The following is a 24165-nucleotide window of genomic DNA, read 5'->3' on the forward strand; positions in this document are numbered from 1 at the left end:
GAGGTCGACAATGAGCAAAACTTCCGAAGAAGTCTTCGACGCTACTCCAGAGGGAACGGAACCCGAACTTAAACGGGTCCTTGGCCCCAAGCTCCTCCTGCTCTTTATCGTGGGCGACATCCTTGGCGCGGGTGTTTATGCGGTCACGGGGACCATGGCCGGAACAGTCGGCGGCATCGTGTGGCTGCCGTTCCTGCTGGCCTTCGTGGTGGCTACGCTCACCGCCTTCTCCTACCTGGAACTGGTCACACAGTATCCCCAGGCCGCCGGCGCCGCCCTTTATACGCACAAGGCGTTCGGGATCCACTTCGTCACCTTCCTGGTGGCCTTCGCGGTGGTCTGTTCAGGCATCACCAGCGCCTCCACCTCCGCCAACGTCCTGGCCCAAAACCTCTTCGGGGGGTTCGAAGTCAACGGATGGATGGGGCTTCCCGGGCAGGGCGTCGTCACCGCCGTCGCTATGGCATTTATGGTGCTCCTGGCCATCATCAATCTGCGCGGCGTGGGGGAGAGCGTCAAGTTCAATGTTGTCCTCACCCTGGTGGAAATGATTGCGCTGTGCATTGTGATCGGCGTCGGCTTCTTTGTGATGTCACAGGGCACGGGAAACCCCGGCGAAATCTTCGTTTTCAACGACTCCCAGGACAAGGGACTGTTCCTTGCGGTAACTGCCGCCACCTCCATCGCGTTCTTCGCCATGGTGGGCTTCGAGGACTCAGTGAACATGGTGGAGGAAACCAGGAACCCGGAGAAGATTTTCCCGCGCACCATGCTGACCGGCCTGGGAATTGCCGTGCTCCTGTACATGCTGGTGGCCGTCTCCGTGGTCAGCGTGCTGTCGCCCACGGAGCTCGAAAACATTCGGGAAGCCGAAGGCGCGGCTCTTCTGGAAGTGGTGCACAAAGGCTCACCCGATTTCCCGATTGACAGAATCTTCCCGTTCCTGGCCGTCTTCGCCGTAGCCAACACGGCGCTGATCAACATGCTGATGGCCAGCCGCCTCATTTACGGGATGGCGCGCCAACATGTCCTGCCGCGCGCCCTCGGGAAAGTGCTGCCCGTGCGCCGCACACCGTGGGCCGGCATCGTTTTCTCCACCGTCCTGGCACTGGGACTCATCCTGTACGTAACCAGCGATCCGGAAAGCAACATCGTGGCCAACCTTTCCGGCACCACTGCCTTCCTGCTGCTGTGTGTCTTCACGGTAGTGAACATCGCGTGTGTGCTGCTGCGGCGCAAGCGTGACCCTAACCGCAAGGTGTTCTTCACCTCGCCGGGGCAGTTGCCGGTGGTGGCCGCCCTGCTGTGTGCCTTCCTTGCCGGCCCCTGGGTGGGCCGTAACGTTATTCAGTACCAAATTGCCGGCGGGCTAATGGCCATCGGCGTAGTGCTCTGGTTTGTCACGTGGCTGATCAACCGGAGAACGAACCACGAGGAGAGTCTCAAGAAATGACAGCTGCTGCTGAATCAACAGTCACCTTTGATGGGCGTTTTGCCAGGGAGCTGTCCGAGCTGGCTGTTCCCTGGCAGGCAGAGGAAGCGCCCGAGCCGAAACTGCTCGTTCTTAACGAAGGGCTGGCAGGGGAGCTGGGGCTCGATCCGGAATACCTTCGGTCACCGGAGGGCGTCCGGCTCCTGCTCGGGAACCACGTTCCGGAGGGATCGACGCCGGTGGCCCAGGCCTACGCGGGCCACCAGTTCGGCGGCTACTCGCCCCTGCTCGGGGACGGCCGCGCGCTCCTTCTCGGCGAGGTGACGGGCGTGGATGGACGGCTGCGGGACGTCCACTTGAAAGGTTCCGGCCGCACGCCCTTCGCGCGCGCCGGGGACGGGCGCGCCGTCGTCGGCCCCATGCTGCGTGAGTACCTTGTGAGTGAGGCGATGCACGCCCTCGGCATCCCCTCAACGCGTTCCCTTGCGGTGGTGGCCACCGGCCGCCCGGTGCGCAGGGACACCATGCTTCCGGGAGCGGTACTGACAAGGGTGGCCAGCAGCCACCTGCGCGTGGGCAGCTTCCAGTACGCAAGGGCCACGGAAAACATGGACCTCCTGCGCCGCCTGGCGGACCACGCGATCAGCCGGCACCACCCGGAAGCCGCCCGCGCCGGGAACCCCTACCTGGCGCTCTTCGAAAGCGTGGTGGCCGCTCAGGCAAAACTGGTAGCGGACTGGATGCTGGTGGGATTCGTCCACGGTGTGATGAACACAGACAACATGACCATCTCCGGGGAAACCATCGATTACGGGCCCTGCGCCTTTATGGACGCGTTCAACCCTGCCGCGGTCTACAGCTCCATTGACGTGGGCGGACGCTACGCGTACGCCAACCAGCCGGTCATCGCCGAGTGGAACCTTGCCCGCCTGGCTGAAGCCATGCTGCCGCTCTTCAACGAGGACCAGGAACAGGCCGTGGCCCCCGCGGTAGAAGCACTCGGCAAGTTCCGCCGCCAGTACAGCGAGGCCTGGTTCGCCGGGATGAAAACCAAACTCGGATTGGCAGAAGCCCCTGCCGGGAGCGCGGAGGCTGAAGAAGCCTCGGAACTGGTGGATGGGCTGGTGGCCCTGTTGAAGGACGGACCGGTCGACTACACGTCGTTCTTCCGGAACCTCTCCCAAGCGGCAAGGGGAAATGACCGCCCAGCCCGCGGGATGGTCCTTGACCTGGCTGCCTTCGACACATGGGCTGCGCGGTGGCGTGCCCTGCAACCGGACGCGGAACTGATGGACAGGGTCAATCCCGCCTACATCCCACGCAACCATCTGGTAGAGGAAGCGCTCGCCGCAGCAACGGACGGAGACCTTGATCCCTTCACCCGGCTCCTTGAAGTGGTCCGCGCCCCGTTCACTGAGCGGCCAGGGCTGGAACGCTACACCGAGGGAGCGCCGGAGGACTTCGGCAGCTACCAGACCTTCTGCGGGACCTGAGCGCCCCCGGCAGCTGAGCACCGGCTCACGACGGCCGGAAACAAAACAGGGGCGGCCGCCGGGAACAATCCCGTCTGCCGCCCCTGCTTGGGTGGTGTTACTACGCTACGCGGACGAAGGAAGCGCCGCTGAGCCAGCTGATGGAGTGGACCTCGGTCTTGAAGCCGTCCACGCCACCGCTGACAACCTGGCCGTTGCCGGCGAAGACGCCAACGTGACCGGCGGTGATCACCAGGTCACCGGGAGCCGGGGTGCCCACAGTGGTGCCGTACTGGTAGAACTGGCCCGGGGCCAGGTCGCCAACGCTCTTGCCCACGGAACGGAGAGCCTTCTCCACCATGGCGGTGCAGTCCTGCTGGACGCCCACCTGGCCGTAGGCGTTCGCGAGGATGGCTGCGCCGGTACCGGTGCCGGTGGCCGCGGGAGCTGCCGGGGCGGGTGCTGCCGGAGCAGGAGCCGTGGAGGCGTAGGACAGGTTCATTCCGGTGTTGGCGGGGGCGGCGGCAGTCACGGCCGGAGCCGGAGCCGCAGCTGCCGGAGCCGCCGGAGCGGCTGCAACGGAACCGGCGCCGGGGACCTTGATCTGGTCGCCGGGGTAAATGATCGCGGAGATGGACAGCCCATTGGCGGACAGGACATCGTTCAGGGCTACTCCGTGGGCGGCCGAGATGGCGCCCAGGGTATCGCCGGCAACAACGGTGTGCACGTTGCCTGCAGCTGCTGCGGGGGCAGCCACTGCAGCAGCCGGTGCTGCGTAAGCCTGGGTGTTAGTGGTCTCGGTGGTGTCCGGACCGGTTACGCCTGCGTGGGCCGGGGCGCCGACACCGAAGGCAATGCCGGATGCTGCTGCAACGGCGAGCGCCGGGCGGCCAAGGGACTTGGCTGAGACAGCCAGACCCTCGAGTGCGATTGAGCGGGCCGGAGTCGCGCGGTGACGGGCGGTGGTGGAATTTTTTGACACGGTTGATCGCCTCTCCCATGCCTGCGGGGTGAGCTGTCGGGTTCGGGTTGGAGATACCCGGCCGGGAGCAATTCCGTAATGAACGGTGTCGCTCTCGACTTAACCCCAAGGCCTCGCGTGAGGCCGGTGGAAACGTGGTTCCCCCGTCCCTGCCAGCTGGAAAGCGTTGGGTTCCCGGGTCAGTGGCAGGGCTCGGCATACTGAGGGGAATGTCCCGTCTGGGAGGGACACCTGAAGACCCTAACCCGACTTCGGGTGCATTGTCACGTTTGGGTAACATGCGAGGTGCTTCTATCACATTCCGCAAATGACTTGAATTGGATTTACCACGCGGCTGACCTCGCGAGATACTTTCCTGCTACGGAAGCTGTGTTGCTTTGGTCACAAAGTAGTAAAGGAACTCGAAGGCGGGGCCGGAAGCTTGCCCGGAAGCGCCGCGCGGAGGAGGATATGCCCACCCCGAGGAGGCACCGTGACCCAGCTTGGAAAGTACGAAAAGTACTTGATTGAGGAGTTTTTTGACGACTACCGCGCCGGTACGCTGAGCCAGCGGACCTTCACCCGGCGGGTTGCCTTCATTACGGGCAGCACGGCGACAGCCGCGGCGGCGATGTTGCTGGTGGGCTGCACTCCCAGCGAGGTACCGCCGAGCACCGACCCCATGCCCACGCCGGAACCTTCCACATCGTCGGCCACCGGAACGGCCGACGCAGGGGCCGCAGGTGCCGTCCCTGCGGCCAAGAGCCCGCTTTCCCTTCCGGAGGGCGCATCAGGGATGACGACGGCGACTATCCAGTTTCCGTCCGGTGGAACCCCTATCAGCGCCTACCAGGCCAAGCCGGAGCGGGCGGGGCGCAGCCCTGCAGTACTGATCTGCCATGAGAACCGAGGGCTGACAGCCCATATCGAAGACGTGGCGCGGCGCTTTGCGAAAGAGGGGTACGTTGCCCTGGCTCTTGATTTGCTGAGCCGAGAAGGCGGGACTGCGAACCTGGACCGTGACGCTGTTCCCGGTGCCCTCATCCAGGCGGGCGCCCAGCGTCACATTGCCGACTTCAAGGCAGCGGTGGAGTATCTCCGGGGCCAGGACTTTGTGGACGGCCAGCGCATCGCCATGACCGGCTACTGCTTCGGCGGCGGCATCACCTGGCAGGCGGCCACGGAGTTGGACGGGCTGAAGGCCACGGCGGCGTTTTATGGCCCCGCCCCCGACCTGGGCAAGGTGCCGGGCATCAAAGCGGCAGTTTTTGGAGTCTACGCTGAACGTGATAAACGCATCACCGCCGCCATGCCTGCGCTCAAGGATGCGCTCGCGGCAACCGACGTTGTCCACCAGATCACCGTCTACCCCGGCGTGGACCACGCCTTCCACAACGACACCGGCGACCGCTACAACGAAGCCCAGGCCACGGCCGCGTGGAACGACACCCTCGCCTGGTTTGGCCAGCACCTTTAGGCCCCGCCGTTCCTTGCCAATCCCTGAGTCGGCGCGGAACTCCATCGCATCACCGATGAAGGCACGCCAGCCTTCAACGCGCGGCTGAAACGGGTACCCGAACCACCCGCGCTAGGCTTTTGCCATGGCCGACTTTGAAAGATTCCGGATCCTGCTCGAGGAGGAGCGGGAGCGGAAGATTGCCCTCCTTCCGGCGCTCCGCGCGGACATCGCCTCCGCAAACTCGGCGCGCCAGGACTCGAACGTGGATGACGAACACGATCCGGAAGGCTCCACCATCGCCTTCGAGCTGTCCCAGGCCTCCGCCCTGCTGAAGCAGAGCAGTGCCGGGCTGGATCAGGTGGACGCAGCCTTGGCCAGAATCGCTGAGGGAACCTACGGGACCTGCGCTGTCTGCGGGGACGCGATCGCCGAAGGCAGGCTGGAGGCACGGCCGTGGACCCCGTTCTGCATCCGGCACGCCTCGGCAGGGCGCCCATGAGCAGCGGCATGGATCGTGTGGCGGCTGCCGCTGAATTCGTTGACCGCACGTTGCAGAACGAGGGCGCCTGGTACCGGGCGGACGACGTCGAGGGCCGGCTGGGCGGTCTACTGGCCTCCTACGGTTCCTCCGTCGGCGCTGTCAGGGGAACCATCCGCGACGCGCTGCGGAAGTACAAGGACCTCGACCACGATGGCGTGGTGCAGCTGGCATCAGCCCTGTGGGGGCTGCCCCGGCCCGGCGCCAGGGCAGTGTACGAACGCCGGCTGGCCGCCGTTGTCCTGCTGCAGTCCAAAGTGTCACTCCTGCGCCATTCGGACCTGACCCGCATCGAGGGTTTCCTGCGGACTGCCGGCACCCCAGAGCTGACAGACCCCCTGCTGGCCGACGTCGTGGCGCCGTTCCTGGCACGGCTAAGCGGGCGCGACCGGCAACGCGCAGATGTTGTCGTTGCCCGTTGGCGGACCGACCCGGATGCCCGGCTGCTCGGCGCCGCCGGCTTCCTCGAGCAGCAATCCAGCCCCGAAGCCCCACCACAAGGAGACACCCATGAACGAACCCTATGACCTGGAACGATTTGTGGCCGCGCAGGACAGCGGCGGAGCGTACGACCAGGCGCTGGCAGAACTGCAGATGGGCAGCAAGTCCGGCCATTGGATGTGGTTTATTTTTCCCCAGATCGCCGGCCTGGGCCACAGCGACATGTCACGCCGGTATGCCCTTAAATCCCTCGCTGAAGCCCGGGACTACCTGGACCACGCGGTGCTGGGTCCGCGGTTGTTCGACTGCGCCCTGGCCATCACGAACCATGCCGGGCGCTCCGCGGAGGACATCCTCGGCGGCATCGATGCGCGGAAGCTGCACTCGTCCATGACGCTGTTCCTGCGCGCGGCCCCCGGGGAAACTGTTTTCAAAACCGTCCTGGCCCAGTTCTTCGATGGGCAGCCCGATGCCGCCACCGATGACCTGCTGGCGGACCAGGACGCCAGGTAAGGGCTGGGAATTAACGGCCGACGGCGGTGCCTCTCGCATCCCGCGAGAGGCACCGCCGTCGGGCGTGTCAGGAAGACCTGGGCTACGGCGTGGGGTTGCCGCCGTTGACGTTCAGCGTTTCGCCGACGACGTAGCTTGACTCCGGTGATGCCAGGAAGACATACGCCGGGGCGAGCTCTGCTGGCTGGCCCGCGCGGCCTAGGGGAGTGGACTGGCCGAACTCCGGCAGTTCCTCCTTGGGCTGGCCGCTGCTGACCTGCAGCGGCGTCCAGATGGGTCCCGGTGCCACGGCGTTGACACGGATGCCCTTGGGTGCGAGCTGCTGGGCCAGTCCCTTGGTGAAGTTGTTGATGCTGGCTTTGGTGGTGGCGTAGTCCACCAGCGTGGGGGACGGGTTGTACGCCTGGATGGAGGTGGTGTTGATGATGGTGGACCCCGCCGGCATGTGCGGGAGGGCAGCCTTCGTCAGCCAAAACATCGCGTAGACGTTTGTTTTCAGAGTGTGGTCGAATTGCTCGTCGGTGATGTCGGCCAGCTCCTCCTGGGCCACCTGCTTGCCTGCATTGTTGACCAGGATGTCCACTCCACCGAGAACAGCCACGGCGGTGTCAACCACCTCGCGGCACACAATCGGGTCCTTAAGGTCGCCGGGAACCTTGACGGCCTTGCGGCCGGCGGCCTCGATGAGTCCGGCGATGCGGGCCGCATCCTCCTCCTCCTCGGGCAGGTAGGACAGGACGACGTCGGCCCCCTCGCGGGCGAAGGCGATGGCCGTGGCCGCGCCGATCCCGGAGTCCGCGCCCGTCACGATGGCCTTCCTGCCCTCCAGCCGGCCGGTTCCGCGGTAGGTGTCCTCGCCGAGATCCGCCTTGGGCTCCAGCTCCGCATCCAGGCCCGGCTCGGGCTGGTCCTGCTTGGGCGGCGAGATTTTCCCGTAGGCGGTGACCGGATTGCGGAAGGTGTACTGGTCTGTCATGGTGGTCCTCCTGTTGCGTAGGGGTGGAACACGAAAAAACTAAGCATGCTTACCGTTCCAGCCTAGGCAATTCGCCCGGTCCCTGCCAACCCGGGTTTGTGTTGCGGGTCCAGTCCGGTTTAGTCCCGCTGGACCGTGACGAGCCTGACGTCCCTGACCGCGCCGGAATCCACCACCGCCGTCATGTAGGTGCAGGCAGGTTGCCGGCGCCGGTCTGTGGGTGAGCCGGGATTTAGCAGCCGCAGACCTCCCGGAGCGGTGGTGTCCCAAGGTATGTGGCTGTGCCCGAAGACCAGCACGTCCGCGCCCGGATAAAGCGCCTCGGCCCGGGCTTCCCTGCCCTTCGCCTGGCCGGTTTCGTGCACCACGGCGAAGCGGACGTCCTCAAGCGTCACGGTTGCCGTTTCAGGCAGCCGGGCGCGCAGGTCGGGGCCGTCGTTGTTGCCGTAGACACCTATGAGGCGGCGGCTGCGGTGCTCAAGCTGGTCCAGCAGGTTTGCCGTCACCCAGTCGCCGGCATGGAACACCACATCGGCGCTTTCGACGGCGGCCCACACCTGTGCGGGGAGTTCCTTGGCGCGCTTGGGCACATGGGTATCGGCGAGCAGGAGAAGATTCAGCGGCATGGGGAAATCCTGCCATGCGGGCCCGGTGCCGGTTGCCCTTTCCCCTGGGTCTGTTCCCGCATGGCGGACAGTCGTAATCTTGGGGCTGGAGGTGATAGCCATGGAGGCAGCACAAGGAGACCGCATCATTGTTCACGGCAGGACGGTTGGTTCCACGGACCGGCACGGTGTGATTCTCGAGGTCCGGGGCCAGGGCGGAACGCCGCCCTACCTGGTCCGCTTTGACGATGGCCACGAAACCATCATGTATCCCGGCGGTGATTTCGCTGTCGAACGCGGCAACGGGCACTAGCGCCGCCGGGTGATGCGCCGCTCCACCTGTCAGACTGGAGCGATGGATCATTCACCGGCTTCAACACAGTCCTCCACGCCGCCTGTCCGCATGGGTCCCCGCGATCCCGGTGATGCCTGGGTGGAAGGGGAACGCGGCCGGTACTGGGGCAGGTTCGGCGCGGCCGGGGTGCTTGCCTATGACCCCGCCAAGGGTGTGCTCCTGCAGCACCGCGCCATCTGGAGCCACAATGGCGGAACCTGGGGACTGCCTGGCGGGGCGCTCCACGAAGGCGAGGACGCCGTCGTGGGCGCTTTGCGTGAGGCGTATGAGGAGGCTGCCGTTCCGGCGGAGAGTGTGGACGTGCTCTTCACGTCGGTGCTGGACCTGGGTTACTGGTCCTACACCACTGTGGTGGTCCTGGCGACGGAGCCGTTTGACCCCGTGATCAGCGATCCGGAGAGCATCGAACTGTTGTGGATTCCGCTGGCCGACGTGGAACGCCAGGAACTGCATCCAGGCTTCGCGGCGGCGTGGCCGGCCTTGCGGGAGCGGCTGGCCGCCGGAGCGTAGTCCGGACGCGGGTCAGTAGTCCGGACCGTATTCGGCGGTGACCAGGATGGGCAGGTGGTCGGAATTGCCGCGCGGGAGGGTCTCCACGCTGGTGATGTCCAGCCCCAGTGACGTGGCGAAGTCGAAATGGCCCTTGAAGACCTTGTAGCGGGTGTACGTGCGCCGGTTGCTCAGCGACAGTGCGTATCCCGAATTCTTCATGTGGACGTGCAGGTTCTTGGTGAAGAACGGGTAGTTGAAGTCGCCCACCATCAGCGTCATCAGGCCCTTGCCCATGCTCAGGAGTTCGGCGTGGGCCGCGTGGATCTGCTTCCGCCGCAGGGAGTTGGAGGCCGTCAGGGGCGCGGCGTGGAAGGAACCGATCACCAGTTCGTGCTGCGTCTCGTTGTCCATCACCCTGGTACCGATGAGCCGCTCGTGCGCCGGCGTCAGCACCCTGTCATGCATCGACTTTTTCAGTGCGAAGGACTGCGTATCCAAGGCCGTGAACCTGCTGGTGCGGTAATAGATGGCCAGCCCGAGCCGGTTCGCCTTGGTGGCGTCCGCGAGGTGAAGCGGGCCCAGGGTCTCCGGGAGGTCGCTGGAGTCCACCTCCTGGAGGCAAAGCGCATCAATATCGTGATTCCGTGCCAAAGCGAGGAGTTCGCCGCTCGCTTTGTGCTCGCGAAGGTTGTAACTGATGACGCGCAATGGAACACCTCTTCCGAGGGTTGCTGACAGGGCCAGTTCCTGAGTCTACCCAGATGACAGCCGCCAGGCTCCAACATTTCGCCGCGTCGGAAAGCAGCCCCGGCCGGCGGCCCCGGGGCAAAACGATAGAGTTATTGCCAATTCACTGAAATCTCCTGGAAGGCCCGCCGTTGACCGCTGATCTGCCTGAACTGGCCGAGGGAAACTTCTATTACCAATCCCTGGGCGATGGCCGTTTCCGTTCCACCATCCACGCCCAGGGCGCCTGGAACGTCCATGAGCAACACATGGCGCCGGCATCCGGGCTGATGGCCGACAGCCTTGAGCGCCACCAGCCGCGCAGCGGCATGCGGATGGCCCGCCTCAGCTACGAGATCCTGGGACTGATTCCCGGCGGTGAATTCCATATCGAAACCACTACGCTGCGGCCTGGGCGGACCATCGAACTGCTGCAGGCCGAGCTGGTGGCCGGCGGCCGTACGGCCATCCGGGCCACGGCCTGGCGGATGATCACCAGCGATACCTCCGAGGTGGCCGCGGTTGAAGACATAACCATTCCCGGACCTGATGAATGCAAGCCCTACGACGGCGCGTCAGTATGGCCCGGGCGGCTACATCCGTTCCCTGGAGATGCGTGTAGCCGAAGGGCACCGCCCCGGGGCCGGGAAGGTGTGGCTGCGCACTGACCACCCCCTGACGGACCGCGCTGACAGCGGCGACCTCGCCCGGCTGCTGGGGTTGGTGGACACCGCCAATGGCATCGCCGCACGGGTCCCTCCGGGCAAGGACAGCTATGCATTCCCCAACCTGGACCTGCAGATCCACATGTACCGCCGCCCGGAGGGGGAGTGGCTGGGCTTGGACAACGCCGTCTCCTTCGGCCGGGACGGCATCGGCCTTACCTCAACGGTGCTGCACGACCTCCAGGGACCCTTCGGCCGGGCAGAGCAGATCCTGACCGTGCGCAGGACCTGAGTTCCGCCGCACCGGCTCAGCCCCGGCCCTGGAAGACCAGCCAGCCCGCGAGGGTGGACAGCCCTGTGAGCGCCGCGCCCCACAGCATGTCCACCACAATCAGCTGCAGCGGCCACACCTTCAGGGTGGCCGCGTTGGTGAGGTCATAGGTGGCATAGGCAAAGGCGCCCAGCGCCGCACCGTAGCCCAGCGCCGTAAGCCAGCTGCCGCCGTCGAGCGCGGGACGGAGGGCAAAGAACACAATCCCGGCGATGTATATGACGTAGAAGGCGACGGCGTACCATAGGTTTGGCTTGTCCGCCAGCAAATCGCCGATGTGGCTCCGGTAAAACGGGTTCATCAGCTTGAGCCACACGGCGTCAATTACTGCGAACGCGGCGGCGACAACAAGGAATTGCAGGATGACCATAGGGGAGCTTAGCAACATGCACCACGCCGGACCGGGATCCCACACGCTCACGGTGGTGCGGCAGGAAGAGTCGCTCGGCGCGGCTCGCGACCTGGAATTTGGCCTTGAGCTCCTGGCCAAGGCAAGGGCGGGAGACATCGGCCCCACGTTGCGGCTGTACCGTCCTGCCCCCACCGTCGCCTTCGGCCAGCGGGACACGCGGCTGCCCGGCTTCGACGCGGCGGCCCAAGCCTGTCGCGACAACGGCTTTGAGCCGCTGATCCGGCGGGCGGGAGGGCGCGCGGCTGCTTACCACCAGGGAACCCTCGTGGTGGACCACATCGAGCCGGACGCTGACGCCATCGCCGGATCCAAAAGCAGGTTCGGGTACTTCGGGGAGCTGTTTGCCGAAACGCTGCGCAGCATAGGGGTCCAGGCGGCCGTGGGAGAAATACCCGGTGAGTATTGCCCCGGGGAATACAGCGTGCACGGTTCGGCTCCCGCCGGCGGTCCGCAGGTGAAGCTGGTGGGCACAGCCCAGCGGGTGGTGTCCGGCGGCTGGCTGTTCAGCTCAGTCATTGTGGTGGAGGACTCCGCCCCCATCCGCAGGGTCCTCACAGAAAGTTACGCGGCCTTGGGACTGGAGTGGGACCCGGCCACTGCGGGAGCCGTCAACGATCTTGTGCCCGGGGTGGATGTTGCCGCGGTGGAGGACGCGCTGCTTGCCACCTATACGGGCCATGCCACGCTTAACACCGCTGCCTTCAGCAGCCTGGGGGCTTGACCCGCAGAGGGGGCCACTGCCCGGCTGTCAGAACGGGACCAGCACCGAAGTGCTGGTCCCGTTCTCCGTATTGCACGCCTCCGACGGCGGACGCGTGGGTTTCCGAACCTCTGGTCCGGTGTGCCGGCTAGGCTGCGAGACGGGTCTTGACCTCGGCAGCGGACGGGTTGGTGGCCGCGGTGCCGTCCGGGAAGAGGACGGTGGGAACCGTGCGGTTGCCGCCGTTGAGCTGCTCCACGAGTTCGGCGGTGCCTTCCACTTCCTCGATGTTGATCTCGGTGTAGCCGATGCCCTGCGAGTCCAGCTGCTTCTTCAGCCGGTTGCAGTAGCCGCACCAAGTGGTGGAAAACATGGTGATGGTGCCGGTTTCGGGAGTGAAGTCCATAAGTTTCTCCTATGAGTCGGTCAGGGTTTCCTTACCGTCAACGGTAGCGCGAAGCCGCATATTCCCAGCTACAGCGCGCCCCTGGCGTCCTTGGATGACAGCTCCTGCCGCCGATGGCATGCTGGAGCAATGTGTGGACGCTATGTAATGGCACGTGCTGTTGGGGACCTGCTGGCGGAGTTCGACGCCGAGCTCGAGGAGGAGGTGAGCATCCCGCCGTCGTGGAACGTTGCGCCGACTGACGATGTGCCTATTGTCCTGGAGCGTTTGATTGACGAGGGCCCGGAGCCCAGGCAGGTGCGCCAGCTTCATGTGGCGCGCTGGGGCTTGGTCCCGTCCTGGGCCAAGGACCCGGGCATCGGTTCGCGGATGATCAACGCCCGGAGCGAGTCAGTACTGGAAAAGCCGGCATTCCGGAAGGCTGTCCAGTCTCGCCGCTGCGCGGTCCCTGCTTATCTGTAGTCGACTGTCGATTGCCCGGGGGTTGCAGGGGTTGGAACTGTGGAAGACGCGTCTTTAGCGCTCCGATCTCCGCGGACGATAGAGCCCATCACCTGGCTGGCACCCAGGTTCCGCTCTGAATGTCTTCGAGGCCGGCGCTAGCCTGGACACTGGCTGCGATCCATCACTTCTTGCGTCGTCGCAAGATCACAAACGCAGTAATTCCAAGAACTACTAGCATGATGGCGGCAAAAACCACGACGAGTACTGGATCAAGTCCCACTCCTCCATAACTGGGGGCAAAACTTTTCATGCGTACTCCTCTTTAATGCATCTTGTGATGAAAGTGAGTCGGCTCGTCCAGGGCGGACTTAAACAACCATCTAAAAAACGATCTTCTAAGCTCCTGAAACTAGCGCAAATATGATGGTCCCTATCCCGGCAAGCGCCATGAAAATACCTCCGAGGCCATAGACACGCTCGAGTGCTGGCTTGCGAGACTCATCTACCTCGAGGCCGCTTGCGGAGAAAATCCTCGCCGCCAAGCCCCCGAGTGGTCGCCGGAAGATCACGCCGAGTATGCCGACAAGGGTCACTACACATCCGAGTACGAAGTACATGCCCCCCCTAATTCCATATGGCTACTTCCTCTTTCTAAAAAAATCCCGAAGAATGAAATAGCCAACAACTGGGATTGCGATAACAGGTATTAGGAAAAGTAGCACGATGGTTTCCGGGTTCATCTGATACCTTTCGCTGCTTCGTGGCTAGGAAGGCTCCGCACGCCGACAGGCCCGGCAGTATGCGGATAGCCACAGCCTAAGGCGTGGAGTTTCCCAAATGGAACGGTGACCGTCGCAACGAGGTGCCGCAGGGACTGTCAGCTGTCTACGACGGCCGGTTCTATAAGTTCTGGCCCGTCATTTCGGACGTTGTTGACGCGGTTGCTGACAACACGTGGGACCAGGTGCGGTTCGGGCATGGAATCCAGTAAGGCCCGGACATCTGCCTCGGAGGTCGTGTCCGGGTCGAGCCAGTCCGAATACATCTCCGGAGGCACGATCAGCGGCGTGCGGTCGTGGATATGGCCGAGGGCATCGGAGGCATTAGTGGTGATGACCGTGGCAGTCCGCAGCCATTTGTCCGGGTGGTCGTTGGGCAGGGAAGGATCGGGCCAGTTCTCAAAGAGGGCGGCGAAGGCAAGAATCTGATTGTCCGACCCGTAGAGGTATGTCGGGATCTTCCCGCCCTCAGGGGTTTTTTCCCACTCAAAGTATCCGTCGCCTGCGAGCAAGCCCCGTCTCGCCGATGCGGCTTTCCTGAAGGAGGGTTTCTCGGTGATGGTTTCCATTCTCGCGTTGATGAGTCTCGCACCGCCTTTGGGGTCCTTGGCCCAGGAAGGAACAAGGCCCCAGCGGGCGGTGACTAACTTTCTGGTCACTGGTGCGCCGTCTCCTGTGCTCCGGTCCAGAATCAGGGGGACACTGTCTGTTGGGGCCACGTTGTAGGAAGGCTGGAGTTCATCGACGTAGGATTCCTCGACGTCGAAAGCCGCGAGAAGATCACCGACAGCTCTGCTCATGACGTATCTGCCGCACATAGGGCCATTATGCCCGCTGCTGCGGCCGCTGATCCTGTCCCATGGCCGCAACTTTCGTCCCATGCGTTGATGGAAGTGGGATCCGTTGGTCAGTCGGCATCGTGCAAACCAGGGTGGCGCCGCAGCCGCAGCAGTTCGCCATGGGCAGCTTCCAGAGCGGCCTTGAGTTCGGAGATCTCGGCCCGATACCGGGCCCGTTCGTCTCGGAGGGCGATGGTGAGTGTGCGGACGATGTTGCTTGTGGAGGTTGCCGCGGCGGGCTCGCTGGGCGGCCCTGCCGCCCGCATGCCGGCAGTGCGGCTGCGAAGGTCTTGGATGCGGTTACGCAGATCAGTCGTGCGGTAGAGAAAGTCCTTGGAAACGTGGCCTGCCGTCGCGACCGCCTCAAAGGTGATGGGTGCGCCGGCTTTCAGTAGTGCGCGTATGCCGGCGTCAGCGCGGTCCCGCGCTGCTTGGCGTTTTCGTGACGCGGCCTGGGCGAGTAGTTCCGGGTTGCCGCGGCTCATTGCGACTCCTGCGGATCGCGTCGGTCTGCGCTGATGCGGGTTTGCTCTCCTGCGCCGCGGATCGGCTCGTGAGCATCATCCGTTTGTGTAGTAAGCGTTTCAACGATGGTCCTGAGTGCAAGCTGCTCGCGGCGCCGGAGGGTGAGCCATACGTGGTTTTCGCTCATTGGTTGCCCTGTGCGTTGCTGGTGCGCAGCCTGCCGGTTGTCGATGAGTTGGTCGAGAGCGACGGCCTCGCCCTCGTGGACGCCAAGGAATCGCTCGTCGGTGACGAACAGGTTGCAGGTGAGGCAGGCGTTGCCTTTTTCACAGCTCTTGGCCGGCGGCAGCGTGCACCAGCCGTTTGGCAGTACCCGGTCGGTGCGTGAATCCAACGCCATCAGCTCATAGAGGTCCTCACCCTCGATCGCTGATGCGGAGCCCGACGTCGTGATCTTGCGGTAGCGGAGGAACTCGGCCTTCGCTGTCGCGTCCAGGGTCTGCGCGTAGTGCATCGTCATTTCAGGGCTTAGGTGGCCCATGTAGCGCTGAACGACGTGCAGGGGCACGCCTGCGTTGATCAGGCCTGTCGCTTTCGTGTGCCGGAACCGGTGCGTCTTGCCCAGATCCAGCGGGGTCCCGTCGGCTTCAGTCAACCCGGCGAGGGCAACGAGATGATGCAGTTGTTGTCGGAACCGTCCGTCTTTGTAGGGGTGCTGTCCACGTAAATTGCCCTGAGCCTTCACGAACAAGTACTTCGGCCTCACCCCGGCCTCGAAGTGTTCGGTAAGCCAGCGGCGCTGCTCTGCAATGATGGCGGTGACTTCCTGGTCGACAAAGATCGTGTCCGGAGCATCCACGATTTTCGTCTGCTGGTAGCGCAGCTTCGCGATGTTCCCGCCGTCAGGTGTGGGGCCTTCAACCGGGATGATCGGATCCAGATCCAGCATGCAGATTTCGTTGATCCGACGCCCGGTAGCCATCATCAGCAACAGAATCCGCATCCCCTGCTCGTCCCCTAATCCACCGAGCGGGCGAGGGACGCCGAGCAAGTGGGCATGTGACGCCAGCGCCGACATGACTGTGTCGGTAAACAGGTGCCGTTCGTCGTAGCGGTTCTTGTGAACGCGCGGGATGTCTCCCGGCCGCCAGAACCTCAGGTACTCAGGACCAATACCGGTCCACCGCTCATCACCGACCGCGGCCGCAGCCTCGGGTCCGAAATCGTTCATGAATGCGTAGAGGCCCCGGACTGCCGCGGTAATTTGGGCGACGCTCCCGATCGAGCGCGGTTTGCCGGTGTTTTTCCCGTGGCGTGTTTTCGTCTGACGGGTTTCGCCCAGGAACTCCAGCATTAGTGGGCGCAGGCGGGTGGGGTTTGGCGTGAGTCGCGGACCCGGCAGATTTCGGGCTGCAGCAAATTCTCCGAAGGGAAGGAGCGCGTTGTGGCGGTTGTGCACGCTTGCCCAGGTCAACTGGCCCGCCTCGAGCTGCGTCTTGACGTAGAACATCGCGCCCTGCCGGAACCATGTGGGTTGGAGTCGGTGCCAGTGGACCGCGACCTGCGAGAGCATCTCTTGGGGGCGCCGGGGGATCCTCGGGTCCATGGTCAGGTCCCAGATCTCTCGTTGCCACCATGGCCTCGTGTCGTAGGCGAACCAGAGCAGCTTGCTGATGCGATCCAGCGGCGACAGGATCGTGCGCAGGGTGTTCGGATTAGGCAGCTGCTTCGTGCGCCGGACCCACGTCGTAGCCAGCTCGGTGCGCCATGAGGCCGGCGTGTAGTCCATGACGCTCTCGAAGGGCTGGCCGGCCCGCTGCAGCCGTTTCGATGTCGCGGCGAGCTCCCTCAGGAGTAATCCCAGCGGCGCGCAGGGCACCCGGCCGCCGAGCTCGACGATGCGCCAGATCGCGAACATCAGCTCGTTCTGCATGGTCGTGGTCAGGCCGTCGAGGTGAATGTTGCCGATCTTGTCATGATAAAAACCGAATGAGCTCAGATGCTCGGCCGGGATCGAGTCCCGCGTGTAGTGCAGCAGCCGAAGGCTCTCGGGGACTGCGCTGAGCAGTTCCTCGTTCCGTGTTGCATTGAAGCCCGGCGCTCCGCTGGCACTCAGGATCCCGACCATTTCTGCGTCAGATGTCCGCATGCCCGTCCCTCCATTGTTTTGTGACGGCGGCCCAATCGGCCAGTGCCCGTAACTCTTCGTCCTCAGTCACCCAGGCGTAGGTGTTCAGGGTCGTCTGGACATCGGCGTGACCGAGTCGTCGACTGACAACATGAACCGGTCGGCCAGAGAGAAGCAGGGCCGTGGCATGCGTGTGACGGAACCAGTGGGGGGACCAACGCGCTGGCACGAGGTCGCCAAGTCCGCGGTTTATCCGGGTGATCAGCTTGTAAATCGTCTCTGGGCGGATCGGGGCGAAGCGCTCTCCGCCGGCGACGTTCACGAAAACGTATGACGCATCGATGTCCTCCACCACCAGGTCCAGGCCCGCCTCGCAGAGGTGCCAGACGTACTCGGCGTAGAGGCGGTCCAGCTCGTCGGAAATGTAGAGCTTGCGGTAATTTCCGCCCTTCACCCGCGCCCCGTGGGGATGAGGGCGCGGGACGACCTCGATGTATGGATTCTCGCCGCCGCCAGAATGCCAGTCCCGGTGCTGCAATGAGAGCGCCTCGCCCAGCCGCATGCCTGTCTCCTCAAGCAAAGCGAAGAACAATCGGTCCCTGATCGATCCCGACCACGACCTCGTGCCGGGATCCCAGTGCGCGCATGCGTGCTTAATGGATTCGATCTGCGCGGGCGTCAAGGTTGGTGCCGCCCGCCGTCGCCGATGGACCTTCACCGACACCGACGCCGCACGAGAACCGCGTCTGATGTGAGTCAGAAACGGCAAGTACGGCGAGTTCGATTCCCGACCCAGGAACAGCGCCGGAATTCCCTCGAGGCCGCGCCACTGATGAAATACATAGAACGAGCGAACTGCCTGCAGCCTCTGGGCCGCCGTTGCATCCGCGATCCGCGCCGGCGCGGCGGCCAGAAATGCAACTCCCGGCGGGAGCCCCGACCGCATCCAGCCGAGGAACCCAGTGAAATCCTCAACACCGAACACATCCCAGCTTCGGCCGCGAAGCTCGAGGAATTCCCACCACAACACCAACCCTCGCGCATAGGCCTTCACTGTGTTCGGGGACGCGTCCGTCTGCCGCAAAAACTCAAGGTACGACTCGATCTCCCTGACTGGCAGCAGATCAGCACCCAGAACAGTCCAAGTGGGCTCCTCGCCCTCCAACCGTATGCTTTGCACCCTCATCGCGCGGCTCCTTTGCCAAGCCCATAGTCCACCCGGCCGGCTCGCCCGCCTCGCAGCGACACGAAAGACGGCCGCAGCGTCAAAGACGGGTACCGGATAGTCACGACTTCAACACTTTCCGAGGGCAAAGTCTGACTGTTGAAGACGTGAAAGACGGGGCCTTGGGAGTACCGGATAAGCCCGCGGACGGCTACTACGAATGGAAGCAGGGGACCCGGAAGGCGAAACAGCCCTACTACGTGCATCCGGGAGAGGGCCGCGGCCTGGTTTTTGCCGGGCTCTATGAGTGGTGGAAGGATCCGTCCTGGCCCGCAGGGGAGCCCGGCGGCTGGATGCTTTCCACGTCCATCCTGACCACTGACACTCCGCCGCCGGGCAGCGAATCAACCGTCTTCGGCAAGCTGACCGCGCTGCATAACCGGGTGCCGCTGCCGATGGACAAGGCCACAATGCAGGTGTGGCTCGACCCGCACGCCGACGACGCTGCGGCGCTGGTTGACCTGGTCCGGTCCGGGGTCAAGGACGTGGCGTCGGACTGGCACGTTGAATCAGTGGGCAAAGAGGTGGGCAACGTCCGCAACAACGGCCCCGAGCTGATCCGCCCGGTCGAAGCCCTCTTTTAAGCCGCGGCCAAAGCAGTGCCGGCCCAGCTGGCCGAGGGGCTAAACGCTGACAGATCCGGCGTCGTCCACTCCCCACGTGGGGTTGTAGGCCACCTCCCAGCGGAAGCCGTCAGGGTCTGCGAAGTACCCGCTGTAGCCGCCCCAGGGCTGGGTGATGGGCTCGGCGATTATGGTTGCTCCCGCTGCGCCAGCCTCTTCCATGACCCGGTCAACGTCCCCGGTACTGGGGAGGTTGTGGCTGAGGGTGATGCAGGGGACCGGACCGGGCTCGCTGACGCCGGCATCGGCCTGCATCTGGCGGACGTCCCACAGCGACAGGACCAGGCCGTGGTTCACCTGGATGAACACCACATCCCCAGGAAATTCGCGGTGGACCGGCCAGCCAAGGCCCTCCACATAGAAGGAGCGGGACGCCGGAACGCTGCGGACGCCTAGTGAAATGAAGTCGACTCTGGGCTGCATGGTTCGATACTGTCAGAGGATGGCAACAATTCAAGGGAACGATAGAGACGCACTGGCCGACAAGGAACAGCTCGCTGCCGTCCGGGTTGCCGTTGACGAGGTGGATGACCAGATTGTCACCCTCATTGCCCGCCGTGAACGGCTGATCAGGATCGCCGGAACCCTCAAGGGTGACGATGCCGAGGTCCGCGCCCCCGGCCGTGTGGAGCGGATAATCGAGCACGTCCGCTCGGCTGCTGTTAAGAAAGACATCGACCCGGACATCGTTGAATCCACCTACCGGGCCATGATCTCAGGTTTCATCGAACTCGAGCTCCGGGTCCACAAAGAAAACAGCTGAGCTTCTTCTGCCCAGCTGTTTACAGGTTTTCCTCCACCGGAACGCCGGACTGGAAATCCCGGCCGTCCGCTTCGCTGAAGCCGGTCATCACGTGCCCTTTGCCGAGCCCGTTAATGGCTGCCAGCGGGAAATGGCCGGTGATGGTGTTGCCCGAGTGGGTGACCCCGGAAAGATCGTAGTTCTCCTCCGCGCTCTGTTCATGGTTGAACGAGAAGAAGGCGATCGCCTCCCCGTTCATGAACTCAATGCCCAGGCGCCGCTGGGATGAGTAGTCCGGGCTGGCAGCCACAAGCCCCACCACGTAGGCACCGGAACCGGGGATGTTGCCGTCTATGTCGAAAGTGGCCACGAGGGTGGAGTCCTGGGCTTTGATGCTGACCTGCTTGAGGAGTGCGTCATGGGTGCTCATGGCACAATCCTGCTCCCTGCCGATCGGTCCGTCCACCCCCGCCTAGGATTTGTGCCGCCGCTGGCTTAGACTTGAAGTATTCGAACACATATTCGAATGTTTCCTTATTTCTTGCTCTGTCCGGGAGGTGCCCATGGGGATGTTCAGCGAATCCGTGGACGTTGCCTGCAACCCGGAAGGCCAGCCGATAAGCCTCCAATGGGCAGGGCGGCCCTATTCAGTCTGCGCCGAGCCAGTCCGATGGTACGAGCGCCGGCAGTGGTGGGCAGAGGAAAGCCGAGCACCGCTGGGAACCGGTCCCGGACTGGTGGACCATGAGATCTGGCGGGTCCAGGTGCTTCCATCGGCTGCTTGTTCCGGCGCGTTCAATGACCAGGAAGAACCACTCACCCTTGACTTGACCCGCCATGTCCGGAGCGGCCGCTGGCGGCTCCTGCGGATCCATGACGCCCTGCGCCCGCGGACAGCATGAGCTTCACGCACCTCCACGTCTCCACCGCCTTCAGTGCCCACTATGGCGTTTCCTGGCCTGAGGAACTGGCCCAGGCCGCCGCTGCCGACGGCGCTACCGCGCTCGCCTGCACCGACCGGGACGGCCTGTACGGAACCATCAAGCACCTGAAGGCGTGCATGGATGCGGGTATTGATCCCATAGTTGGGGTGGACCTGGCGGTTTATGACGACGACGGCGATCACCGCACCCAGCTGGCGGGCCGTGTGGTGGTGCTCGCCCGCGGCAACAACAACGGGGCCGGGTACCGTGCTCTGTGCCGGTTGGTGTCCGATGCCCATGCCCGCACCTCGGGAAAATCCGGGGGAACCGTGCCGGTGGCAGTCACCAGGGCGGAGCTTGCTTCCCGCACCCTTGATCCCCGGACCCTCAAACCCGTGCTGATGGTCCTGATCGGGCCGGACTCCGATGTCGGTCGTGCCATGGGCGGCCGCCGGTACCTGCGCCCGCGGACACTCTTCAAGCAATGGCTCGACGCCATGCCCGCCGGAACAGTGGTCACCGAGATCGTTTCGCAGCTCAGCGCCCCGGGGGCCCCGCTGAGCACCTCGCATGCCGTCCGGATGCTCAAGCTCGCGGAAGAACACAACATACCGGCAATCTTCAGCAACGCGGTGAGGTACTGCGCGGAGGACGGAGCCGCCACCGCCGACGTCCTGGATTCAGCCCGGACCCTCAAATCGCTGCCGGAGCTGGCCCAGGAGCCAATGCTCCAACCCAATGGCCAGGGCTGGCTCAAATCCGCCGCCCACATGCTGCAACTGGGCAAGGAAATCATCTCCGCCGCCGGATACGGTACAGCAGACCTTAAACAGCTGATGGCACAAACGGAGGCGCTCGCCGATCTCTGCAGGATGGACCCCGTCACCGATATGGGCTGGAAACAGCCTGTGGTGCCGGAAGCTTCAGTCATCGGGATCAACCAGGATCCGCATCTGGAACTGGTGCAGCGCTGCCAGGCGGGAATCGGGAGGCGGTTCCCTGGTATTTCGGGAACCCGGGAAGAGGAAATGCGGTACCGGCTCGAGCACGAACTGGGAATCATCCAGAACCTGGGTTTTTCGTCCTACTTCCTTACAGTTGCCGAAGTTTCACGCATGATCCAGGACATGGGGGTAAGGGCGGCGGCCCGCGGATCTGGTGCATCAAGCCTCGTCAACTACCTGATCGACGTCAGCCAGGTAAATCCACTGCAGCATGACCTGATCTTCGAGCGCTTCCTTTCCCGGGACCGGGCCACCCTGCCGGATATCGACATCGACGTCGAAAGCGCCGAAAGGCATAACGTCTACCGCCGGATCTTCGAGCGCTTCGGCGCCGAGCGGGTCACGCTGATGAGCATGCAGAACGGCTACCGGGCAAGAGGCGCAGTCCGGGATGCCGGCATGGCTTTGGGCATGGATGACGGCGACGTGGGGGACATCGCGAAACAGCTGTGGCGGTTTTCGGCCCGGAAATTCCGGGAGGCATTGCAGGAAAAGCCTGAACTGAGGGAATTTGCGGGCCGGGTGGAACAGCGCGATACCCACGGCAACCAGCAGTTGGACCTGCTGGTGGACCTGACGGAACGCCTTGACCGGTTGCCGCGCCATATCTCGATGCATCCCTGCGGTGTGATCCTGGGGGACGCAACCCTGCTGGACCGCACCCCGGTCCAGCCCAGCGGCCTGGGGCTGCCCATGAGCCAGTTCGATAAACACGATATGGATCCCATGGGCATGCTGAAGCTCGACGTCCTGGGTGTCAGGATGCAAAGCGCCATGGCGTTTGCGGTCCGGGAGGTCATCCGCATCCACTCGTCCAAAGAGGAAGTGGTGGCTGCGGGGAAACATGATCCCGGCCAGGACGGGTCCGGCCCGGATTACATCGCAGAAAACGGGCACATCGACCTCAACGCCATACCCCTGGATGATGAGGCCACCTTTGAACTCATCCGAAGCACACACACCCTGGGCTGCTTCCAGATTGAGTCTCCCGGGCAGCGCGAACTGATCGGCAAGATGGCGCCGCGGGAGTTCAACGACCTCATCATCGATATTTCGCTTTTCCGGCCCGGGCCCATGAAATCGGACATGGTCCGGCCATTCCTGGAGCACCGGCATGGTTTCGCACCCGAGGTGTACCCCCACCCGGACCTGAAGCCCGTCCTGGCGGAAACCCACGGGGTGACCGTTTTCCATGAACAGATCCTGAAAACGTTCAACGTGATGACCGGCTGCGGCCTGGCCAAAGCCGATGAATTCCGCCGTGCCCTGGGCAACGAGGTCCTGGAACTGAGTGTTGAGGAGTTCTTCCGCAGGGAAGCCCGGAAGAAAGGGTATTCCCCGGAAGTAGTTGATAACGTCTGGGGGACCCTGAAGGCCTTTGGCAGCTTCGGCTTCTGCAAAGCCCACGGAGCCGCTTTCGCCGTGCCCACCTACCAGTCCGCCTGGCTGAAGACTCATCACCCCGAAGCCTTCCTGGCCGGCCTCTGGGAACACGATCCCGGCATGTACCCCAAAAGACTGCTGGTGGCGGAAGCCAGGAGGCTGGGCATCCCCATCCTTCCCCTTGATATCAACCGCAGCAAGGGGGAGTACCGGGTGGAACGGGTCCGGCAGGGGCCTGATGCGGGAAGGCTGGGAATCAGGCTCAGCCTGAACGGTATTTACGGGCTGTCCGCCACGGAACTGAAAAGAATCGTGGCGGGCCAGCCGTATGACTCTCTTGCAGACCTCCGCGCGCGCTCGCGGTTAAGCAAGCCCAGCATCAAACGTTTGGCCCAGCTGGGTGCTTTTGATTCCCTGCACCGTGAGGCCGGTGGGGTGGCCAACCGGGCAGACCTGGTCCAGCACCTGCAGCAGCTCCAAAGTGCGGGCAGCGGGCGGAAGGGCGTGGAGGTCCTGGAAGGACAGCTTTCCCTGCCCCTGGGCGATGTGGAACTGCGCAACGTCAAGCCGGGGCTCCCGGAACCCACCCTCATCGAAAACGTGCGGGCAGAGCTGGACCTGATGGCTGTGGACGTCAGCAGCCACCTTATGGACAGCCACCGGCCCATGCTGGACAGGCTGGGAGTCACCACAGCGGACAAGCTCCTGGGCCTGCGCAACGGGACGGAAGTCCTGGTGGCCGGAGTGCGGGTAGCCACCCAGACGCCCCCCATGCGCGGGGGCAGGAGGGTGGTGTTCATCAGCATTGACGACGGCACCGGCTGCATTGATTCGGTCTTCTTCCATGAGGCCCAGGAGAATGCCGGCCTGCTCCTGTTCGGAACCCGGCTGCTGTTGATCCGCGGCACCACCCGGAGGACGGGCCCGCGGGGAATCAGCCTCAGCGCAAGCATGGCTTGGGACCTCAGCCGCACCGAAACCCTGCCCTTCCCGGATTCGGAGACCAGTGCCCCTGACGGCCCGCATCCACTGGATGGAATCAGCAGGAGCCTGGCCATCACGGGATTTAACGGTTGAGCCTGCCATGCGCCGCGTTGGTCGGCCCTTTGCTGAACCGATAGCATTG

The 24165-nt window shown here is 63.9% G+C and carries 24 protein-coding genes, 3 pseudogenes and 1 riboswitch; of the genes and pseudogenes, 15 read left to right on the plus strand and 12 right to left on the minus strand.

What is annotated here, in order from left to right; all coding sequences use genetic code 11:
- Positions 1-10: 10 nt before the first annotated feature.
- Together QFZ70_RS08310 and QFZ70_RS08315 are read left to right on the plus strand one after the other, a co-directional pair.
- Positions 11-1453 (plus strand): APC family permease, encoded by a 1443-nt coding sequence (locus QFZ70_RS08310; protein ID WP_307094902.1) that lies wholly within the window; start codon positions 11-13, stop codon positions 1451-1453.
- A complete protein-coding gene (locus tag QFZ70_RS08315; RefSeq protein ID WP_307094903.1) occupies positions 1450-2925 on the plus strand; it encodes a YdiU family protein in 1476 nt (491 codons plus the stop codon). The genes QFZ70_RS08310 and QFZ70_RS08315 overlap by 4 nt, the downstream gene beginning before the upstream one ends.
- Positions 2926-3025: 100 nt before the next feature.
- On the opposite strand, the gene QFZ70_RS08320 is transcribed toward QFZ70_RS08315, so the two are convergent.
- A complete protein-coding gene (locus QFZ70_RS08320; RefSeq protein WP_307094904.1) occupies positions 3026-3886 on the minus strand; it encodes a LysM peptidoglycan-binding domain-containing protein in 861 nt (286 codons plus the stop codon).
- Positions 3887-3889: 3 nt separating this feature from the next.
- Positions 3890-4094, minus strand: a riboswitch (cyclic di-AMP (ydaO/yuaA leader).
- A 264-nt stretch (positions 4095-4358) separates the two neighbouring features.
- On the opposite strand from QFZ70_RS08320, the gene QFZ70_RS08325 reads away from it, so the two are divergent.
- The 4 genes from QFZ70_RS08325 (at position 4359) to QFZ70_RS08340 (ending at position 6816) form a co-directional block, all read left to right on the plus strand.
- Positions 4359-5342: a dienelactone hydrolase family protein gene (locus tag QFZ70_RS08325; protein ID WP_307094905.1), complete on the plus strand. Its 984-nt coding sequence runs from the start codon at positions 4359-4361 to the stop codon at positions 5340-5342.
- A 124-nt stretch (positions 5343-5466) separates the two neighbouring features.
- Positions 5467-5823, plus strand: coding sequence for a TraR/DksA C4-type zinc finger protein (locus QFZ70_RS08330; RefSeq protein WP_307094906.1), 357 nt, complete (start codon positions 5467-5469; stop codon positions 5821-5823).
- Positions 5820-6389 carry a DNA alkylation repair protein gene (locus QFZ70_RS08335; RefSeq protein WP_307097834.1) on the plus strand — a complete coding sequence of 190 codons (570 nt, stop codon included), beginning with the start codon at positions 5820-5822 and terminating at the stop codon, positions 6387-6389. Before QFZ70_RS08330 ends, QFZ70_RS08335 begins: the two co-directional genes overlap by 4 nt.
- Positions 6373-6816 carry a DUF1810 domain-containing protein gene (locus QFZ70_RS08340; protein ID WP_307094907.1) on the plus strand — a complete coding sequence of 148 codons (444 nt, stop codon included), beginning with the start codon at positions 6373-6375 and terminating at the stop codon, positions 6814-6816. The genes QFZ70_RS08335 and QFZ70_RS08340 overlap by 17 nt, the downstream gene beginning before the upstream one ends.
- Before the next feature lie 82 nt (positions 6817-6898).
- Here QFZ70_RS08340 and QFZ70_RS08345 read toward each other — a convergent pair whose 3' ends face one another.
- Positions 6899-7792, minus strand: coding sequence for a glucose 1-dehydrogenase (locus QFZ70_RS08345; protein ID WP_307094908.1), 894 nt, complete (start codon positions 7790-7792; stop codon positions 6899-6901).
- A gap of 119 nt (positions 7793-7911) precedes the next feature.
- Positions 7912-8418 (minus strand): metallophosphoesterase, encoded by a 507-nt coding sequence (locus tag QFZ70_RS08350; protein WP_307094909.1) that lies wholly within the window; start codon positions 8416-8418, stop codon positions 7912-7914.
- A 100-nt stretch (positions 8419-8518) separates the two neighbouring features.
- On the opposite strand from QFZ70_RS08350, the gene QFZ70_RS08355 reads away from it, so the two are divergent.
- On the plus strand, positions 8519-8710 hold the full coding sequence (locus QFZ70_RS08355) for a DUF1918 domain-containing protein (protein WP_050054882.1): 192 nt from the start codon (positions 8519-8521) through the stop codon (positions 8708-8710).
- A gap of 42 nt (positions 8711-8752) precedes the next feature.
- Positions 8753-9262, plus strand: coding sequence for an NUDIX domain-containing protein (locus tag QFZ70_RS08360; RefSeq protein WP_307094910.1), 510 nt, complete (start codon positions 8753-8755; stop codon positions 9260-9262).
- Positions 9263-9274: 12 nt separating this feature from the next.
- Here the strand turns inward: QFZ70_RS08360 and QFZ70_RS08365 are convergent, their stop codons facing one another.
- A complete protein-coding gene (locus QFZ70_RS08365; RefSeq protein ID WP_307094911.1) occupies positions 9275-9952 on the minus strand; it encodes an endonuclease/exonuclease/phosphatase family protein in 678 nt (225 codons plus the stop codon).
- Positions 9953-10122: 170 nt separating this feature from the next.
- On the opposite strand from QFZ70_RS08365, the pseudogene QFZ70_RS08370 reads away from it, so the two are divergent.
- A pseudogene (locus tag QFZ70_RS08370) lies at positions 10123-10927 on the plus strand (thioesterase family protein).
- A gap of 16 nt (positions 10928-10943) precedes the next feature.
- Here the strand turns inward: QFZ70_RS08370 and QFZ70_RS08375 are convergent.
- Positions 10944-11336 carry a DUF2177 family protein gene (locus QFZ70_RS08375; RefSeq protein ID WP_307094912.1) on the minus strand — a complete coding sequence of 131 codons (393 nt, stop codon included), beginning with the start codon at positions 11334-11336 and terminating at the stop codon, positions 10944-10946.
- A 16-nt stretch (positions 11337-11352) separates the two neighbouring features.
- Between QFZ70_RS08375 and QFZ70_RS08380 the strand changes: the two genes are divergently transcribed.
- On the plus strand, positions 11353-12099 hold the full coding sequence (locus tag QFZ70_RS08380; protein ID WP_307097835.1) for a lipoate--protein ligase family protein: 747 nt from the start codon (positions 11353-11355) through the stop codon (positions 12097-12099).
- Between the two features lie 127 nt (positions 12100-12226).
- Here QFZ70_RS08380 and QFZ70_RS08385 read toward each other — a convergent pair whose 3' ends face one another.
- The gene (locus QFZ70_RS08385; protein ID WP_307094913.1) at positions 12227-12484 is read right to left on the minus strand and encodes a mycoredoxin; all 258 of its coding nucleotides are present in this window, start codon (positions 12482-12484) and stop codon (positions 12227-12229) included.
- 147 nt (positions 12485-12631) lie between these two features.
- On the opposite strand from QFZ70_RS08385, the pseudogene QFZ70_RS08390 reads away from it, so the two are divergent.
- Positions 12632-12937: pseudogene (locus QFZ70_RS08390) on the plus strand (SOS response-associated peptidase family protein); the annotation flags it as partial.
- Between the two features lie 868 nt (positions 12938-13805).
- Here QFZ70_RS08390 and QFZ70_RS08395 read toward each other — a convergent pair.
- Genes QFZ70_RS08395 through QFZ70_RS08410 form a run of 4 tightly spaced genes read right to left on the minus strand, consistent with a single transcriptional unit; the run spans position 13806 to position 18325 of the window.
- Positions 13806-14588 carry an SOS response-associated peptidase gene (locus tag QFZ70_RS08395; protein WP_307094914.1) on the minus strand — a complete coding sequence of 261 codons (783 nt, stop codon included), beginning with the start codon at positions 14586-14588 and terminating at the stop codon, positions 13806-13808.
- Between the two features lie 26 nt (positions 14589-14614).
- Positions 14615-15031 (minus strand): DUF6262 family protein, encoded by a 417-nt coding sequence (locus tag QFZ70_RS08400; RefSeq protein ID WP_307094915.1) that lies wholly within the window; start codon positions 15029-15031, stop codon positions 14615-14617.
- A complete protein-coding gene (locus tag QFZ70_RS08405; RefSeq protein ID WP_307094916.1) occupies positions 15028-17160 on the minus strand; it encodes a tyrosine-type recombinase/integrase in 2133 nt (710 codons plus the stop codon). Before QFZ70_RS08405 ends, QFZ70_RS08400 begins: the two co-directional genes overlap by 4 nt.
- The gene (locus tag QFZ70_RS08410; protein ID WP_307094917.1) at positions 17147-18325 is read right to left on the minus strand and encodes a tyrosine-type recombinase/integrase; all 1179 of its coding nucleotides are present in this window, start codon (positions 18323-18325) and stop codon (positions 17147-17149) included. The genes QFZ70_RS08405 and QFZ70_RS08410 overlap by 14 nt, the downstream gene beginning before the upstream one ends.
- Positions 18326-18504: 179 nt before the next feature.
- Here QFZ70_RS08410 and QFZ70_RS08415 point away from each other — a divergent pair.
- Positions 18505-18948: pseudogene (locus QFZ70_RS08415) on the plus strand (SOS response-associated peptidase); the annotation flags it as partial.
- A gap of 39 nt (positions 18949-18987) precedes the next feature.
- On the opposite strand, the gene QFZ70_RS08420 reads toward QFZ70_RS08415, so the two are convergent.
- A complete protein-coding gene (locus tag QFZ70_RS08420) occupies positions 18988-19410 on the minus strand; it encodes a VOC family protein (RefSeq protein ID WP_307094918.1) in 423 nt (140 codons plus the stop codon).
- Between the two features lie 19 nt (positions 19411-19429).
- On the opposite strand from QFZ70_RS08420, the gene QFZ70_RS08425 reads away from it, so the two are divergent.
- A complete protein-coding gene (locus tag QFZ70_RS08425) occupies positions 19430-19750 on the plus strand; it encodes a chorismate mutase (protein WP_307094919.1) in 321 nt (106 codons plus the stop codon).
- Between the two features lie 19 nt (positions 19751-19769).
- Here the strand turns inward: QFZ70_RS08425 and QFZ70_RS08430 are convergent, their stop codons facing one another.
- Positions 19770-20159 carry a hypothetical protein gene (locus QFZ70_RS08430; protein ID WP_307094920.1) on the minus strand — a complete coding sequence of 130 codons (390 nt, stop codon included), beginning with the start codon at positions 20157-20159 and terminating at the stop codon, positions 19770-19772.
- 133 nt (positions 20160-20292) lie between these two features.
- Here QFZ70_RS08430 and QFZ70_RS08435 point away from each other — a divergent pair, with 133 nt between their 5' ends.
- On the plus strand, positions 20293-20631 hold the full coding sequence (locus tag QFZ70_RS08435) for a DUF6504 family protein (RefSeq protein ID WP_307094921.1): 339 nt from the start codon (positions 20293-20295) through the stop codon (positions 20629-20631).
- Positions 20628-24116, plus strand: coding sequence for a DNA polymerase III subunit alpha (locus tag QFZ70_RS08440; RefSeq protein WP_307094922.1), 3489 nt, complete (start codon positions 20628-20630; stop codon positions 24114-24116). The genes QFZ70_RS08435 and QFZ70_RS08440 overlap by 4 nt, the downstream gene beginning before the upstream one ends.
- Positions 24117-24165: the final 49 nt, after the last annotated feature.

Source organism: Arthrobacter sp. V1I9, assembly GCF_030817075.1.
Taxonomy (GTDB): domain Bacteria; phylum Actinomycetota; class Actinomycetes; order Actinomycetales; family Micrococcaceae; genus Arthrobacter.

Excerpts from the sequence above, each read along its gene's own strand:
- QFZ70_RS08310 (WP_307094902.1), top strand. The coding sequence starts at position 11 with ATGAGCAAAACTTCCGAAGAAGTCTTCGACGCTACTCCAGAGGGAACG.
- QFZ70_RS08315 (WP_307094903.1), top strand. The coding sequence starts at position 1,450 with ATGACAGCTGCTGCTGAATCAACAGTCACCTTTGATGGGCGTTTTGCC.
- QFZ70_RS08330 (WP_307094906.1), top strand. The coding sequence starts at position 5,467 with ATGGCCGACTTTGAAAGATTCCGGATCCTGCTCGAGGAGGAGCGGGAG.
- QFZ70_RS08335 (WP_307097834.1), top strand. The coding sequence starts at position 5,820 with ATGAGCAGCGGCATGGATCGTGTGGCGGCTGCCGCTGAATTCGTTGAC.
- QFZ70_RS08340 (WP_307094907.1), top strand. The coding sequence starts at position 6,373 with ATGAACGAACCCTATGACCTGGAACGATTTGTGGCCGCGCAGGACAGC.
- QFZ70_RS08345 (WP_307094908.1), bottom strand. The coding sequence starts at position 7,792 with ATGACAGACCAGTACACCTTCCGCAATCCGGTCACCGCCTACGGGAAA.
- QFZ70_RS08350 (WP_307094909.1), bottom strand. The coding sequence starts at position 8,418 with ATGCCGCTGAATCTTCTCCTGCTCGCCGATACCCATGTGCCCAAGCGC.
- QFZ70_RS08355 (WP_050054882.1), top strand. The coding sequence starts at position 8,519 with ATGGAGGCAGCACAAGGAGACCGCATCATTGTTCACGGCAGGACGGTT.
- QFZ70_RS08360 (WP_307094910.1), top strand. The coding sequence starts at position 8,753 with ATGGATCATTCACCGGCTTCAACACAGTCCTCCACGCCGCCTGTCCGC.
- QFZ70_RS08375 (WP_307094912.1), bottom strand. The coding sequence starts at position 11,336 with ATGGTCATCCTGCAATTCCTTGTTGTCGCCGCCGCGTTCGCAGTAATT.
- QFZ70_RS08380 (WP_307097835.1), top strand. The coding sequence starts at position 11,353 with ATGCACCACGCCGGACCGGGATCCCACACGCTCACGGTGGTGCGGCAG.
- QFZ70_RS08385 (WP_307094913.1), bottom strand. The coding sequence starts at position 12,484 with ATGGACTTCACTCCCGAAACCGGCACCATCACCATGTTTTCCACCACT.
- QFZ70_RS08395 (WP_307094914.1), bottom strand. The coding sequence starts at position 14,588 with ATGGGACGAAAGTTGCGGCCATGGGACAGGATCAGCGGCCGCAGCAGC.
- QFZ70_RS08400 (WP_307094915.1), bottom strand. The coding sequence starts at position 15,031 with ATGAGCCGCGGCAACCCGGAACTACTCGCCCAGGCCGCGTCACGAAAA.
- QFZ70_RS08405 (WP_307094916.1), bottom strand. The coding sequence starts at position 17,160 with ATGCGGACATCTGACGCAGAAATGGTCGGGATCCTGAGTGCCAGCGGA.
- QFZ70_RS08410 (WP_307094917.1), bottom strand. The coding sequence starts at position 18,325 with ATGAGGGTGCAAAGCATACGGTTGGAGGGCGAGGAGCCCACTTGGACT.
- QFZ70_RS08420 (WP_307094918.1), bottom strand. The coding sequence starts at position 19,410 with ATGCAGCCCAGAGTCGACTTCATTTCACTAGGCGTCCGCAGCGTTCCG.
- QFZ70_RS08425 (WP_307094919.1), top strand. The coding sequence starts at position 19,430 with ATGGCAACAATTCAAGGGAACGATAGAGACGCACTGGCCGACAAGGAA.
- QFZ70_RS08430 (WP_307094920.1), bottom strand. The coding sequence starts at position 20,159 with ATGAGCACCCATGACGCACTCCTCAAGCAGGTCAGCATCAAAGCCCAG.
- QFZ70_RS08435 (WP_307094921.1), top strand. The coding sequence starts at position 20,293 with ATGGGGATGTTCAGCGAATCCGTGGACGTTGCCTGCAACCCGGAAGGC.
- QFZ70_RS08440 (WP_307094922.1), top strand. The coding sequence starts at position 20,628 with ATGAGCTTCACGCACCTCCACGTCTCCACCGCCTTCAGTGCCCACTAT.